The sequence below is a fragment of the Amycolatopsis cynarae genome (assembly GCF_026802195.1).
GTDB lineage: Bacteria > Actinomycetota > Actinomycetes > Mycobacteriales > Pseudonocardiaceae > Amycolatopsis_E > Amycolatopsis_E rhizosphaerae.
In genome coordinates this window covers 395511-410596 of record NZ_CP113836.1, presented here as the reverse complement: position 1 = coordinate 410596, position 15086 = coordinate 395511, and the positions used below count along the sequence as shown (strand labels likewise).

Sequence of the window (15086 nt, the reverse complement as noted above, 5' to 3'; positions counted from 1 at the left end):
CGGTGAGCCGGGAAGTCCTGCTTTTACTTGAATGTGCGACTGCCCCTCACCGGGCTGGTACGGCGATCTCCGGGGCCTGCCAGCTGGCGAGCAGCCGCAACCGCTCTTCCGACGCCGATCCGGCCGCCACCGTGTAGGCGACCAGTAACTGGTCGGAATCCCCCGGCGACGCGAAGGTCTCGTACCGAAACTCCAGGTCGCCGGCGAAGGGATGCCGCACGAGCTTGCGGCCGTGGGTCTTGTCCTTCACGTCCTGGCGTGCCCACAACCGCCGGAACGGTTCGCTGCGCATCGACAACTCGCCGACCAGTGCGCACAGTTGCGGGTCGTCCGGGTAGCGCCCGGCGTCCAGGCGCAGGTACGCCACCGTTTCGGCGGCGACCGCGTCCCATTCCAGGTAGAGCTCGCGCGCTTCGGGGTGCAGGAAGGTGTGACGAGCCGCGTTCGGCCGCTCCAGCGCGGAAAAGCCGACGACCGCGTCCGCGAGCGCGTTCCAGGCGAGGATGTCCATGCGGCGGCCGAGGACGAAGGCGGGCAGGTCGGTCATCATGTCCAGCATCCGCTGCACGCCCGGCCGGACGTGCTGCCCGCCCGAGCGCCTCGCCGTTTTCACCGGTCGGACCAGGTTGCGCAGGTGGGACCGTTCGGTTTCGTCGAGCCGCAGTACCCGCGCGATCGCGTCCAGCACCGCGTCGGAGACGTTCCGGCTCCGGCCCTGTTCGAGACGCACGTAGTAGTCGACGCTCACCCCGGCGAGCTGGGCCAGTTCCTCCCGGCGCAGGCCCGGTACGCGCCGCCGCCCGTGCCCGGGCAGCCCGACGTCCTGGGGCTGGATACGCGCTCGCCTCGACCGCAGGAACTCCCCGATGTTCGCGTCCATGGACTTAGTATGTCCGCCCGTGCCGGTTCCTATCCTGGTACTGGCATACCCACGGTAAGGCGAAGCACTGGGTAACCGTTCGCGCCGGCCGCAAGCTTCCGGCATGACTTCTTACGACAACCTCGCCGACCGCACCGCCGTCATCACCGGAGCCGCCAGCGGCATGGGAGAGGCCACCGCGCGCCTGCTCGCCGCCTCCGGCGCCCGCGTGGCCCTGCTGGCCCGCCGTGAAGACCGCCTCGCCACGCTCGCGAAGGAGATCAACGCCGGCTCCGGGCAGGCGATCGCGGTGGCCGCCGACGTGACGGACCAGGCCTCGATTCAGTCCACAGTGGACACTGTGCACCGCGAATTCGGGGCGGTGGACCTGGTGGTGAACGCCGCCGGGGTGATGCTGCCCAACCCCGTCTTCGACGGCAGGGACGACGAATGGCACCGCATGATCGACACGAACCTGACTGGCGCGCTGCGCCTGATCCGCGCCTTCCTGCCGGACCTGCTCTCCGCGGCCGCCTCGGGCGGGACCGCGGACCTGGTGAACATTTCGTCGATCGGCGCACACCTCGTCTTCCCCGGTTATGCCGTGTACAGCGCGACGAAGGCCGCGCTCACCCACCTGTCCGCGTCCCTGCGCGCCGAACTGGGCCCGCGCGACATACGCGTGACCAACATCGAACCGGGGCTGACAAGCACCGAGCTCGCCGACCACATCGACAACAGCGAACTGCGCGGGCAACTCGGCGAAATGATCGGCGGCATGGGCACGCTCTCCAGCGAGGAAATCGCCGACCTGATCGGCTACGTGACCAGCCGCCCGCGGCACGTCAACCTGCGGCAGGTGGTCGTGCTGCCCACCCGGCAGGCCTGACGGGCCCACGGTGGGGCCGGGGCCGTGAGGTGTCCCCTCACAGTCGATACGGCTGCGAGGGGACACCCCTCACGGCAGTGGCCGGACAGGGGCGGCGTTCCCCGGCGCTCAAGCCACGGCGGGGGCCTTGGTCAGGTTGTGCAGCAGCTTGGTGCACCAGTCGAGCAGTGCCTCATCCCGCAGGGGCGGGGCACCGATGCGCCCGCCCGCCGGGCCCTCGGTGGGTTTGGGCACCGACACCATGTTCGTCACCGCCTTGTACACCGCCTTCGGGTACAGGCGCTTGAGCCGTACCGTCTTCGACTCCGGCAGCGTCAACGGCGCGAAGCGGATGTTGTTGCCCTGCAACGAAACCTCGGTCACCCCCGCCTCACGGCAGACATGCCGGAACGCGGCCACCGAGAGCAGCCTGCGCACCGGGGCGGGCGGCTGCCCGTACCGGTCGACGAGTTCCTCCTCGACCGCGCGCAGCGCGTCGCCGTCCGGCGCGGCGGCGATCTTGCGGTAGGCCTCCAGCCGCAACCGCTCCCCCGGCACGTAGTCGTGCGGGATGTGCGCGTCGATCGGCAGATCGACCCGGACCTCGCGCAGCTCCTCTTCTTCCGTGGGCTCGGCCCCGGCGCTGCGGCGGAACCCCTCCACCGCCTCGCCGACCAGCCGCACGTACAGGTCGAAACCGACGCCCGCGATGTGGCCGGACTGCTCCGCGCCGAGGATGTTGCCCGCACCGCGGATCTCGAGGTCCTTCATCGCCACCGCCATCCCGGCCCCCAGCTCGGTGTTCTGCGCGATCGTGGCGAGCCGGTCGTGCGCGGTTTCGGTGAGCGGTGTCTCCGTCGGGTACAGGAAGTAGGCGTACCCCCGCTCCCGGCCCCGGCCGACGCGGCCGCGCAACTGGTGCAGCTGCGCGAGCCCGAGCAGGTCGCCGCGCTCGACGATGAGGGTATTGGCGTTGGAGATGTCGAGACCGGTTTCCACGATGGTCGTGGAAACCAGCACGTCGTACTCGCGCTCCCAGAAACCCTGGATGATCTTTTCGAGCCGCTCCTCGTTCATCTGCCCGTGCGCGGTGACCACGCGGGCCTCGGGCACCAGCTCCCGCAGCCTGCGGGCCGCCTTCTCGATGGAGGAAACCCTGTTGTGCACGTAGAAGACCTGGCCGTCGCGCAGCAGTTCGCGGCGGATCGCGGCGCCCACCTGCTTGTCGTCGTAGGCGCCGACATAGGTCAGGATCGGGTGCCGGTCCTCGGGCGGGGTGAGGATGGTGGACATCTCGCGGATGCCCGCCAGCGACATCTCCAGCGTGCGCGGAATCGGCGTCGCCGACATGGTGAGCACGTCGACGTGCGTGCGCAGCGCCTTGATGTGCTCCTTGTGCTCGACGCCGAACCGCTGCTCCTCGTCCACGATCACCAGGCCGAGATCCTTGTAGCGGATGCCCGTCTGCAGCAGCCGGTGCGTGCCGATGACGACGTCGACCTCGCCTTCGGCGAGCCCGGACAGCACACTGTCCACTTCGGACTTGTCGGTGAACCGGGACAGGCCCTTGATGGTCACCGGGAACGACCGCATCCGCTCGCTGAAGGTGTTCAGATGCTGCTGGGCCAGCAGCGTGGTCGGCACCAGGACGGCCACCTGCTTGCCGTCCTGCACCGCCTTGAACGCCGCGCGCACCGCGATCTCGGTCTTGCCGTAACCGACATCGCCGCAGATGACCCGGTCCATCGGGACCCCGCGCTCCATATCGGCCTTGACCTCGTCGATCGCCGCGAGCTGGTCGGCGGTCTCGGTGAACGGGAAGGCGTCTTCGAGCTCGCGCTGCCACGGTGTGTCCGAGGCGAACGCGTGCCCGGGCGCGGCCTGGCGCGCGGCGTAGAGCTGCACCAGTTCCGCCGCGATCTCCTTGACCGCCTTGCGGGCCTTGGCCTTGGTGTTCTTCCAGTCGGAGCCGCCGAGCTTGTTCAGCGTGGGCAGCTCACCGCCGACGTACCGGGACACCTCGTCGAGCTGGTCGGTGGGCACGTACAGCCGGTCGCCCGGGTGGCCCCGCTTCGACGAGGCGTACTCGAGCACGAGGTACTCGCGGGTGGCGCCGGCGATGGTCCGCTGTGCCATCTCCACGAACCGGCCGATGCCGTGCTGGTCGTGGACCACGTAGTCGCCCGGTTTGAGGGCGAGCGGGTCGACCGCGTTGCGCCGCCGCGACGGCATCTTCGCGGTCAGGTCCCGGGTGGAGGTGGCGGCGGGCCCGCCGCGACCGGTGAGGTCCGCCTCGGTGAGCACGACCAGCGCACTCCCGGGGGCGACGAACCCCTCGGTCAGTCCGCCGCAGACGACCGTGACCAACCCGGTGGGCGGGACCTGGGTGAGCCCCTCACGGGCGAGCGTGGCGGGCACCTCGGCACCGGACAGCTGCTCCACGGCGCGGCTCGCGGTGCCGTGCCCGGCGACCACCAGCACGCCCGCGCCGCCCGCCGCCAGATGGGCCCGCAGGTCCGCGATGGCCCGGTCCAGATCGCCGCGATAGTTCGGCGAGGCCTCCAGTGCGACCGGGTACACGTCGGCGTCTTCGGTGGTCAGCTGGGACAGCGTCCACCAGGCGCGGCCGGTCTGCCCGGCGTGCCCGGCCACCTCCGCCAGCTCGCGGTAGGCGGAGGCACCGAGGTCGATCGGCGCCTGTCCGCCGCCCGCGGCCGCCATCCACGACGCCTCGAGGAACTCCTGCCCGGTGCGCACCAGGTCCTGCGCGCGGGCCCGGATCTTCTCCGGATCGGCGAGCAGGACGTGCGTGCCCTCCGGCATGGCGTCGGTGAGCAGTTCCAGCTCCCCCTCGCAGAGCACGGGGATGAGCGCCTCCATGCCTTCGCACGGGATGCCGTCGGCGAGCTTGGTGAGCATCTCGGCGAGCTGGGCATCGGCGGCGTACCGCTCGGCGAGCTCACCCGCCCGCGCCTTCACGTCCGGGGTGAGCAGCAGCTCACGGCAGGGCGGCGCGTGGAAGCCGGAGATCTCGCCGGGCAGCGAACGCTGGTCCGCGACCGAGAACGCCCGGATCTCGCTGACCTCGTCGCCCCAGAACTCCACCCGGTAGGGGTGGTCGGCCGTGGGCGGGAAAACGTCGAGAATGCCGCCCCGCACGGCGAACTCGCCGCGCTTCTCGACCATGTCCATCCGGGTGTAGGCCAGCTCGACGAGCCGTTCCAGCACGCCTTCGAACTCGCTTTCCTCACCGACGGCGAACTCGATCGGGGCGAGCGCGCCCAGCCCGGGTGCCATCGGCTGGATCAGGCTGCGCACCGTGGCGACGACTACGCGCGGGGCGTCCTTTCCGCGCAGGCGGTGCAGCACGTCGAGCCTGCGGCCGACGGTGTCCGCCCGCGGGGAGAGGCGCTCGTGGGGCAGGGTCTCCCAGGACGGGAAGTCGGCGACGGCGTCCGGCCCGAGCAGGGTGGCCACCGCCGCCGTCAGCTCCTCGGCCTCGCGGCCGGTCGCGGTCACGGCGAGGACCGGCCGCCCTGCACCCTCGTCGGCCGCCAGGGCGGCCACCACGAGTTGGCGTGCGGCAGTCGGTCCCTGCAGATCCGCCAGCGGGGAGCCTGCTCGCTCGAGCACCCCGCGCAGCGCGGGGTCGGCGAGCACGGCGGAGAGCAGGCCGGAGGAGGGCGGATGGGTCACGGAAAACTCCCCTGAGCACAACGGCGGACATACCCCTGCCCGGGACGAGAGGGATCAGGGGCTCTCGTCTCCTAGCGTACGTCGCAGGACCGACAACAATTCCGCGACCTTGATCAACTGGTGGTCGAAGACGCGCGGATCGACGGTGGCGATGCGCAACTGCACGTGCCGCGCCCCCGCCGCGGCGAACCGCGCGAGCTGCTCGGCGACGTCCGGACCGGTCAGCAGGGTCTGGATGGTCCGGACCCGCTCCAGCGGCAGCCCGTAGTTGGCCTGGCAGTAGCCGGCGAGGGCCCGTTCGCCCCGCTCCGGATCGTCGTCGAGGAACACGGTGGCGAACAGCCCTGGCGTCACCGGCCGTTTCGCCGCCGCGCGGATCGTGGCCAGGCCGCGGGCGTAGTCCTCGGGATCGGGCGGATAGGGCAGCCACCCGTCGTAGAGCCGGGCGGTGCGCCGCAGTGCGGCCGGGGTCGCCCCGGCGAGCCAGATCGGCGGGCCGCCGGGCCGGGCCGGGCGCGGCGCCCCGGGCAACCGGTCGTAGTGCAGCACCTTGCCGTGGAAGGAGGCGGGCCTGCTCGTCCACATCTCGCGCCACAGCGTCACCGTGTCGTCGAGGTGGGAGAACCGCGTCTTCCACCGCACGCCGACCCGCTCGAACTCCTGCTCGCCGAACCCGGGGAAGCCTGCCCCGACGCCGAGCACGAGCCGCCCCTCGGCGATCAGGTCGAGCGAAGCGAGCACGAGCGCGGTCTGGGCGGGATCGCGGTAGGCCGGGAGGAGCGCCGCGGTACCGAGCGTGACCCGGCGGGTGGCCTGGGCGAGCGCGGTCAGCAGGGTGAGCGGTTCGAGCCGTCCGTACGGCCGGGGTTCGCCGAGCCAGACCGAGTCGAAGCCGAGCGCTTCGGCCTCGACGGCGAGGCCGGTCAGCGGGGCGGCCGACGCCGGGTTGTCCTGGTTGGTCGGCAGGATGAGTCCGTATTCCATGCCGGACAGCCTCCGGCCGCGGGTGCCCGGCATCAATTCCTCGAAGGGAATGCAACGCTGGTGCCAGGATGGTGTCGTGAGTGCCTTCTCCGACACGCTGCGGGCGTGGCGCGCCAAGCGCAGGCTGTCCCAGCTCGAACTCGCGCTGCGCGCCGGTACGACGCAGCGTCACGTGAGCTTCCTGGAGAGCGGCCGGTCCATCCCCGGACGCGGCATGGTCGTGCGGGTCGCGGAGTCGCTGGAACTGCCGTTGCGGGACCGCAACGCGCTCCTGCTCGCCGCCGGTTACGCGCCCAGCTACCCGGAAACCGCGCTCGACAGCCCCCGGCTGCGGCCGGTCCTCGACAGCCTGCGCCGGCTGCTCGACGGGCACCTGCCGTACCCGGCCATCGTGATCGACCGGTTCGGCGACCTGGTGGCCGCCAACGACGCGTTCACCCTGCTCGCCGAGGACGCGGCGCCCGAACTGCTCGACCCGCCGGTGAACGTGCCGCGCCTCGCCCTGCACCCGCGGGGAATGGCTCCCCGTATCGCGAACTTCGACGAGTGGGCGCAGCACGTCCTCGGCGGGCTCCGGCTCGCGAACGAACGGTCCCCGCACGAGCGGCGGGCCGCGCTACTGGCCGAACTGGAGGGTTACGTGCCCCCGCCGCCCGAGCCGGGCGCCGACCATCTCGGGTTCGCGGTGCCGATGCGGCTGCGCACCCGGCTCGGCGAGCTCAGCCTGGCCACGGCGATCACCACCTTCGCCACGGCGGTGGACGTGACGATTTCGGAACTGCGCCTGGAGACCTTCCTGCCCGGCGACGAGGTCACCGCGAAGGCCTTCACGGCAGGGCTCCGGCAAGATCCGGCCGCAGCGGTGCCGTGAGGGGCCCCCGGTCGTTTCGGGCGTCGTCGAACGACCTCCCTCGGATTCGTTATCTAAAACAACTCTTTAATTGTTAAAGTATCCGCATGGCCGAAAGTACCGGCAATCCGGAAAAGCCGTCAAGCGACGGGGTCGACGCCATCGCGGAAGCCTGGCTGCGGGAGCGCCCCGGCACGCCGGTGTCCTCGATCGGGGTGATCACGCGCATCTGGTGGATCGCCAAACTGCTCGACGAGGACCGGCGCGAAACGATGCTGCGGCTCGGGATGGACTCGGCCACACTGGACCTGCTCGCGACGCTGCGCCGGGCCGGTCCGCCGTACCGGTTGCCGCCGGGCGAACTGGCGAAACGCGCGCTGGTCAGCGCGGGGGCGATCTCGCAACGGGTGGCCCGCGCCGAGCGCGACGGCCTGGTCCGGCGGCTGCGTTCACCGGAGGACGGCCGCGGTGTCCTGGTGGAACTCACCGAGAAGGGACACACCGAGGTCGAGCGCGTCGTGGACGGCCTGCTGCCGCACGAGGAGGAACTGCTGTCGGCGCTGTCGCCGGAGCAGCGCGGACAACTGGGCGATCTGCTGCGGATCCTGCTCGCCGACCTTACCCACCGCAGCCCGCGCTGAGGACCGGCCGATACCGGCCCTAATGCAGGCGCAGGCGGGGTTTGTGTTCGAGGTTGGACAGCCCGTTCCAGGCGAGGTTGACCAGGTGCGCGGCCACTTCGTCCCGCTTGGGCTTACGGGCGTCGAGCCACCACTGACCGGTCAGCGCGACCATGCCGACCAGTGCCTGGGCGTAGAGCGCGGCCAGCTTCTCGTCGTACCCGCGCACCGCGAACTGCTGCCCGAGAATGTGCTCGACCTGGCTCGCGATGTCGTTGAGGAGGGTGGAGAACGTCCCGGTCGACGAGGCCACCGGGGAATCCCGCACCAGGATCCGGAATCCGTCGTGGGACTCCTCGACATAGCCGAGCAGGGCACTGGCCGCCTGCTCCAGCATCGCCCTCGGATGACCACCGTGCAAAGTGGACACCATGCGGTCGAGCAGCAACTGCGTCTCGCGGTCCACGACGACGGCGTAGATGCCTTCCTTGCCGCCGAAATGCTCGTACACCACGGGTTTCGACACGTTCGCGCGCTGCGCGATCTCCTCCACCGAGGTACCGTCGAAACCCTTTTCGGCGAACAGGGCCCGCGCCACGTTGAGCAGCTGCTGCCTGCGTTCCGCCCCTGTCATCCGTACGCGGGCCACCGGGGCCGGAGGGCGCGCCCCGGTGGCCGCTTCACGTTTTGCCCGCCTTCTCGCCGCCACTTGAGCAGCCTACGGGCGGCCTTACCGGCCTTCGGCGGCGGCCAGTCTCTCGAGCCGGGCCGGAGTCGGCCAGCGCACGTCGTGCACCCAGCCGAACTTTTCGAACAACCAGATCGTGCGGGCCGAAATGTCGATCTGCCCGCGCTGCACACCGTGCCGGGCCGAGGTGGGATCGGCGTGGTGCAGGTTGTGCCAGGCCTCGCCGAAGGAGAAGATCGCCAGCGGCCAGAAGTTCGCGGACTTGTCGCGCGCCGCGAAGGGCCGCTCGCCGATCATGTGGCAGATCGAGTTGACCGACCACGTCACGTGGTGCAGCACGCAGACCCGGACCAGCCCGGCCCAGAAGAACGCGGTCACCGCGCCCCACAGCGACCAGGTGATCAGCCCGCCGAGCAGGCCGGGGAGCACCAGGGTGAGCAGGGTCCACAGCCAGAACAGGTCGTTGACCTTCTTGATCGCCTTGTCCTTGAGCAGGTCAGGCGCGAAGCGCTCGGCATTGGTCTGGTCACGCTCGAACAGCCAGCCCATGTGCGCGTGCCAGAAACCCCTCGCGATGGCCATCGGCGAGGTGCCGTAGGCCCACGGCGAGTGCGGGTCGCCGTCGCGGTCGGAGAACGCGTGGTGCCTGCGGTGGTCGGCGACCCAGGTGATGACGGGACCCTGCACGGCGAAGCTGCCCGCGATGGCCAGCGCGATCCGCAGCCAGGGCTTGGCCTTGAACGAGCCGTGGGTGAAGTACCGGTGGTAGGAGACGGTGATGCCCATCCCGCTGAGCGCGTAGAAGAAGACGAACAGGCCGACATCCACCCAGCTCAGCCCCCAGCCCCAGGCGAAGGGCACCGAGACGGCCAGTGCCAGCAGGGGCAGCAGCACCCCCAGGTACACCGAGAACTGCACACCGGCGGGCCGGTGTCCACTCATGATCGGTTTGGGGGCTTTGGTGGCGGGGGGTTCAAGGGTAGCCGTCATGCACAACCACTTCTTCCTGCGTGGACAGCCCCGAGAAAGGGCCGCCTAACCTACGACTGCGTAAGTTACGGTACAGGAGGTTTGGCCTGCTGGGGAGGGCCGAAAGCACACAGAACCCCTGATCAACCACCGCTTCCCACGATCGGTATTCTGACCAGGCACGATCCGCCGTAGTGTAATTGGCAGCACTTCAGATTTTGGTTCTGACAGTTCAGGTTCGAATCCTGGCGGCGGAGCTGCCGTGCCGGACCCCGGACGACGAAGGGGGTGCACCCCGCTGCTGAGCGACAGCGAGCAGACAAGCAGGCGGCCAGCGCTGGCGGAGTTGTCGGATGCCTGGCTGGTGGGGCGCGCACGGGAACTCATCGCCGCGGTGCAGCACACCAATCGCGGCGAGCAGCTGGAGATCGTGCGCTCGCTGGACGAGATGCTGGAGGAAGCGCAGCGCCGCGGGGAGCCGGTCCTGGTCGCGCAACTGGTGCGCGCGGCCGCGCTCGCCCGCCTGATCACCAAGGGGCTGGCCGCCGAGGCCGAACCGCTGCTGGACGAAATGCTGGCGCACACGCGGCGGCACGGCCTTGCCCTCTACCGCGCGGACGCGCACGCCCTGCGGGGCCGCCGGCTCGTGCTGGCCCAGCAGGAGGACGCGGCGCTGACCGAGATCGCCCGCGCGCTGGCCGTCCTCGACGATTCGAGCAGCCCGGACATGCACATGTCGCGCCGAGAATGGGCGAAAACGCAGTCCAGCGCCTTCATCGACTGCTGGCTGGTGCTCAACCAGCTGGGCGTGTACGAGGCCGCCGAAGAGGTGATCGGCCGGGCCCACCAGGCGGTGCGGGAGACCGCGGGCCCGCACGAGATCACCCTCCAGTTGATCAACCGGGTGAAGATGCTGCTGGGCTGGGGCCTGCGGCTGGAGCGGGTCGACCGGCACGAGGAGGCCGGGGCCAAGTTCGGCACGGCTGCTTCGATGGCGGTCGCGGTGGAGGCGCCTTTCACCGAGTCGCTCTTCCCGCGCCGGGTCGGGGTGCCCGCGATCGACCAGGTAGGGGTGCTCGCGGCGGCGCTGGCACTGGCCGCTCCGGAGGCCGCGCACGTCGAGCGGTTGCAGCGCCTGCTCAGCGAGCCGGGCTACCCGCACGAGCAGGTGATCGTCGCGATCGCGCTGTCCCGCTGCCTGGTGGCCGCGGGGCGGCGGGACGAGGCGCTGAAGGCCCTGCACGCGACGCGCCTGAACCTGGAAGAGGACAATTCCCAGCCCTCCATGCGGCTCAACCTGGTGCGCGAGCTGGCCCGGCTGGAGGTCGAGGAGACCGGCACGACCCAGGCCGTCAGCCCGCTCATGGAGTACGCGAACGCGCTCGAGGCCGAGTTGTGGTCGCTGCGGGAATCGCAGATCGCGACGCTGCACACGCGCCGCGAGCACGAGCGGCTCTCCGCGCAGCACGGCGCGATCAGCCAGCAGGCCCTGCAGGACCCGCTGACCGGCCTGCCGAACCGCCGGGCGCTCGACGAGCACCTGCGCACGCTGTCCGCGTCCGCCACGGCCCAGCCGCTCGCGGTGGCGCTGGTCGACCTGGACGGCTTCAAGGGCGTCAACGACCAGCATTCGCACGCGGAGGGCGACGACGTGCTCCGCGTGGTGGCCAGCACCCTGCGGGACGCCCTGCGCGGCGACGACATCGTCGCCCGGTACGGCGGTGACGAGTTCGTCGCGCTGCTTCCGGGGGCACCGGTGTCGGCGGCGAAGCAGGCGCTGGGCCGGGCGGTGGTCGCCGTGTCATCCCTGCCACACCACCTCTCGCATGGGGTAACCCTGTCTGTGGGGCTGGTGTCGCTGCGCCCTCAGGAGCGCCCCGACCAGGTGCTCTCCCGCGCGGATGCGGCGATGTACCAGGCAAAACGCGGCGGCGGCAACCAGGTGGCCACGGCAGGCCCGAGCCCGGCTGAAACCGCGCCCGCGTGGAACGAAACCAGCGCCCACCCCGACCCGGAGCCGGGCGCGGAGGAGCACCCGTAGGATCGACTCCCCGGAAGGGGCCGACCGCAACGGCCGGCCCGCCGTGCCTAAGCCGTCTGCAGTTTGGGAGAGCCGTGACCGGCCCGCTGAGCACACTGGTCCTCGCCGCGGGCGAGGGCACCCGGATGCGTTCCGCCACCCCGAAGGTGCTGCACCCGATCGCCGGCCGACCGCTGGTCGAGCACGCGGTCCGCGCCGTGGCGGGGCTAAAACCCGACAACCTGGTGGTCGTCGTCGGCCACCAGCGCGAAGCCGTCGTGGCGCACCTCGACCGGCTGGCGGGCGATCTCGGCCGTCCGATCGGGACCGCCGTGCAGGAGACCCAGCAGGGCACCGGGCACGCCGTGTCCTGCGCGCTCGCGACGCTGCCGCCCGGGCTGACCGGCACCGTCCTGGTGAGTTACGGCGACGTGCCGCTGCTGGACACGGCCACCCTGTCCGCCCTGCTCGAAGAGCATCACGGCAGCGGGCACGCGGTGACGGTGCTGACCGCGGTGCTGGCCGACCCGACCGGCTACGGCCGGATCGTCCGCGACGGGTCCGGGGCGATCCGCGGGATCGTCGAGCAGCGGGACGCCACCGAAGCGCAGCTCGAGATCACCGAAATCAACTCCGGCGTCTACGCCTTCGACGCCGCGCTGCTCGCCGACGGGCTGACGAGGCTGTCCACGGACAACTCGCAGGGCGAGTTCTACCTGACCGACGTGCTGACCAACGCCTGTGTCGAAGGCCGCGACGTGGGCGCGCTGGTGGTCGACGACCCGTGGCTGACCGAGGGGGTCAACGACCGGGTGCAGCTGTCGGTGCTCGGCGCGGAACTGAACCGGCGCCTGGTCCGCCGCTGGCAGCTGGCCGGGGTGACCGTGGTCGATCCCGCGACCACCTGGCTGGACGCGGACGTGACACTGGCCCGCGACGTCCGCCTCGAACCGGGAGTGCAGCTGCACGGCACCACCTCGGTCGGCGAGGGCGCGGTCGTCGGGCCGGACTGCACGCTGACGGACGTGACGATCGGCGCCGGTGCCAAGGTCGTGCGCACGCACGGGGTGGAGGCCGAAATCGGCGAGGGCGCGAGCGTGGGGCCGTTCGCCTACCTCCGGCCCGGCACCAGGCTCGGCGCGCGCGGCAAGATCGGCACCTTCGTGGAGACGAAGAAGGCCGACATCGGAGAGGGGTCGAAGGTCCCGCACCTGACCTACGTCGGAGATGCGACCATCGGGGAGTACAGCAACATCGGTGCCTCGAGCGTCTTCGTGAACTACGACGGGGTCCGCAAGCACCACACCAGGATCGGCTCGCACGTGCGCACCGGTTCGGACAACATGTTCGTCGCGCCGGTCGAGGTCGGTGACGGCGCCTACACCGGCGCGGGCACGGTGATCAGGCGGAACGTCCCGCCGGGGGCGCTTGCGGTGTCTACCGGGCCACAGCGCAATATTGAAGGCTGGGTGACCCGCCGCCGGGCGGGCACTCCCGCGGCGGACGCGGCCGAGGCCGCGCTCGCCGCCGAAGAAAACCAGGAAATCGAGCGGGAGTCGTCAGATGAGTCCTAAGTCCGGCACGCCGAAGAAGAACCTCATGCTCTTCTCCGGCCGTGCACACCCGGAACTCGCGCAGGAGGTCGCCCAGCACCTCGACGTGACGATCACCCCGCAGACCGCGCACACCTTCGCCAACGGCGAACTGTTCGTACGGTTCGAAGAATCCGTGCGCGGTACTGACGCCTTCGTGATCCAGAGCCACACCGCTCCGATCAACGAGTGGGTGATGGAGCAGCTGATCATGGTGGACGCGCTCAAGCGCGCCAGCGCCAAGCGGATCACCGTGGTCATGCCGTTCTACCCCTATGCGCGGCAGGACAAGAAGCACAAGGGCCGCGAGCCGATCTCCGCCCGGCTGATCGCCGACCTGTTCAAGACCGCGGGCGCCGACCGGATCATGACCGTCGACCTGCACACCGCGCAGATCCAGGGTTTCTTCGACGGACCGGTGGACCACCTGTTCGCGCAGAGCCTGCTCGCCTCGCACATCAAGAAGACCTACGGTGACGCCGACATCGCGGTCGTCTCCCCCGACTCGGGCCGGGTGCGGCTGGCCGAGAAGTGGGCACAGCAGCTCGGCGACCGGCCGATCGCGTTCATCCACAAGACCCGCGACCCCGACAAGCCGAACCAGGCGGTGGCCAACCGCGTGGTGGGTAACGTGCAGGGCAAGCTGTGCGTCCTGGTCGACGACATGATCGACACCGGCGGCACGATCGTGAAGGCCACCGACGCCCTGCTGGAGGAGGGCGCCGCGGACGTGGTCATCGCCACCACCCACGGCATCCTGTCCGACCCCGCCACCGAGCGGCTGTCGAACTGCAAGGCGCGCGAGGTCATCGTCACGAACTCGGTGCCGATCCCCGAGGAGAAGCGGTTCCCGGGGCTGACCGTGCTGTCGATCGCGCCGATGCTCGCGGAGGCCATCCAGCAGGTCTTCGAGGACGGTTCGGTCACCAGCCTCTTCGACGGCCACGCCTGATCGTTTTTCCGGTGGGGTGGTTTCGCCACGGTCGTGGCGAAACCACCCCACCGTTTTTCACCGTTCCGCCTTGGGCGAAAGCGGGTGTGAGCGCGGTCCGCGCGCCGATAGCTTGCGGTCATGAACGACTTCCGTTTCGGTGTCACGCTGCGTGCGGCGGACGGGGAATTCGCCGCGAAATGCCGGAGGGCCGAGGAACTCGGCTACGACGTCATCACGATTCCCGATCATCTGGGCGCGCCCGCGCCCTTTCCCGTCTGCGTCGGCGCGGCCGCCGCGACCACGCGCCCCCACGTCGGCACCCTGGTACTGAACGTCCCGTTCTACAACCCGGCGTTACTGGCGAGGGACATCGAATCCACCCTCACGCTCACCGGCGGCCGGTTCGAACTCGGCCTCGGTTCGGGCCATATGAAGGCGGAATTCGATGACGCGGGTCTGCCGTGGCGACCGGCGAAGGAACGCATCGCCCGCCTGGAAGGCACGCTCGCCGAACTGCGCCGCCGCCTCGACGCGATGCCGCCGCTGCTGATCGCGGGGAACAGCGACGGGGTGCTCAGGCTCGCCGCACGGGAGGCCGACATCGTCGGTTTCGCCGGACTGACGCAAGTGCCCGGAAAACCGCCCGGCACCTTCGACATCGCCTCGTCCGCCGAACTGGAAGAGCGCGTGGAATTCGTGCGGCGTGAGGCGGGCGCGCGGGCGGACGAGCTGGAATTCAACATGCTGATCCAGAAGGTCGTGGTGGGCGATGACCCCACCGGCCCGTTGGCGGAATGGCTCGCACCCGCACCGCACCTCGTGCATTCGGTGGACGAACTCCTCGAGGCACCGCAGGTGCTCGCCGGCTCCGTCGAACGGATCGCGGACGAACTCCAGGCGCGCCGGGAACGCTTTGGCTTCAGCTATTTCACCGTGTTCGAGCCCGCGCTGGAGGACTTCGCCCCCGTCATCGCCGAACTGCGTTCACGCTAGGACCGTGTCGGCC

At 70.3% G+C, this 15086-nt stretch carries 12 protein-coding genes and 1 tRNA gene; 8 read left to right on the top strand and 5 right to left on the bottom strand.

Annotation, left to right across the window (positions count from 1 at the left end; genetic code table 11):
- Window positions 1–46: 46 nt before the first annotated feature.
- Complete coding sequence (locus ORV05_RS01910; protein ID WP_268756729.1) at window positions 47–880, bottom strand: helix-turn-helix domain-containing protein; 834 nt, start codon at window positions 878–880, stop codon at window positions 47–49.
- Between the two features lie 103 nt (window positions 881–983).
- Between ORV05_RS01910 and ORV05_RS01905 the strand changes: the two genes are divergently transcribed.
- Window positions 984–1748 carry an SDR family oxidoreductase gene (locus tag ORV05_RS01905; RefSeq protein WP_268756728.1) on the top strand — a complete coding sequence of 255 codons (765 nt, stop codon included), beginning with the start codon at window positions 984–986 and terminating at the stop codon, window positions 1746–1748.
- Window positions 1749–1856: 108 nt separating this feature from the next.
- Here the strand turns inward: ORV05_RS01905 and mfd are convergent, their stop codons facing one another.
- Entirely contained in the window at window positions 1857–5423 is a 3567-nt protein-coding gene (gene mfd / locus ORV05_RS01900; RefSeq protein ID WP_268756727.1) for a transcription-repair coupling factor, read from the bottom strand.
- A gap of 54 nt (window positions 5424–5477) precedes the next feature.
- Complete coding sequence (locus tag ORV05_RS01895; protein WP_268756726.1) at window positions 5478–6407, bottom strand: LLM class flavin-dependent oxidoreductase; 930 nt, start codon at window positions 6405–6407, stop codon at window positions 5478–5480.
- A 49-nt stretch (window positions 6408–6456) separates the two neighbouring features.
- Between ORV05_RS01895 and ORV05_RS01890 the strand changes: the two genes are divergently transcribed.
- Both ORV05_RS01890 and ORV05_RS01885 read left to right on the top strand, forming a co-directional pair.
- Complete coding sequence (locus tag ORV05_RS01890; protein ID WP_268760080.1) at window positions 6457–7278, top strand: helix-turn-helix transcriptional regulator; 822 nt, start codon at window positions 6457–6459, stop codon at window positions 7276–7278.
- Window positions 7279–7364: 86 nt separating this feature from the next.
- Window positions 7365–7898: a MarR family winged helix-turn-helix transcriptional regulator gene (locus ORV05_RS01885; RefSeq protein ID WP_268756725.1), complete on the top strand. Its 534-nt coding sequence runs from the start codon at window positions 7365–7367 to the stop codon at window positions 7896–7898.
- Window positions 7899–7917: 19 nt separating this feature from the next.
- Here the strand turns inward: ORV05_RS01885 and ORV05_RS01880 are convergent, their stop codons facing one another.
- Complete coding sequence (locus tag ORV05_RS01880; protein WP_268756724.1) at window positions 7918–8511, bottom strand: TetR/AcrR family transcriptional regulator; 594 nt, start codon at window positions 8509–8511, stop codon at window positions 7918–7920.
- 96 nt (window positions 8512–8607) lie between these two features.
- Window positions 8608–9555, bottom strand: a complete 948-nt coding sequence (locus tag ORV05_RS01875) for an acyl-CoA desaturase (protein ID WP_268756723.1) — start codon at window positions 9553–9555, stop codon at window positions 8608–8610.
- A 164-nt stretch (window positions 9556–9719) separates the two neighbouring features.
- Here ORV05_RS01875 and ORV05_RS01870 point away from each other — a divergent pair.
- From ORV05_RS01870 to ORV05_RS01850, 5 genes are all read left to right on the top strand, one after another.
- Window positions 9720–9791 (top strand) — tRNA-Gln (locus tag ORV05_RS01870).
- A gap of 137 nt (window positions 9792–9928) precedes the next feature.
- Window positions 9929–11575 (top strand): GGDEF domain-containing protein, encoded by a 1647-nt coding sequence (locus ORV05_RS01865; RefSeq protein WP_268760079.1) that lies wholly within the window; start codon window positions 9929–9931, stop codon window positions 11573–11575.
- Window positions 11576–11649: 74 nt separating this feature from the next.
- Window positions 11650–13128: a bifunctional UDP-N-acetylglucosamine diphosphorylase/glucosamine-1-phosphate N-acetyltransferase GlmU gene (glmU, locus tag ORV05_RS01860; protein ID WP_268756722.1), complete on the top strand. Its 1479-nt coding sequence runs from the start codon at window positions 11650–11652 to the stop codon at window positions 13126–13128.
- Entirely contained in the window at window positions 13118–14098 is a 981-nt protein-coding gene (locus tag ORV05_RS01855) for a ribose-phosphate diphosphokinase (protein ID WP_268756721.1), read from the top strand. Before glmU ends, ORV05_RS01855 begins: the two co-directional genes overlap by 11 nt.
- Before the next feature lie 120 nt (window positions 14099–14218).
- The gene (locus tag ORV05_RS01850; RefSeq protein ID WP_268756720.1) at window positions 14219–15073 is read left to right on the top strand and encodes a TIGR03621 family F420-dependent LLM class oxidoreductase; all 855 of its coding nucleotides are present in this window, start codon (window positions 14219–14221) and stop codon (window positions 15071–15073) included.
- Window positions 15074–15086 lie beyond the last annotated feature (13 nt).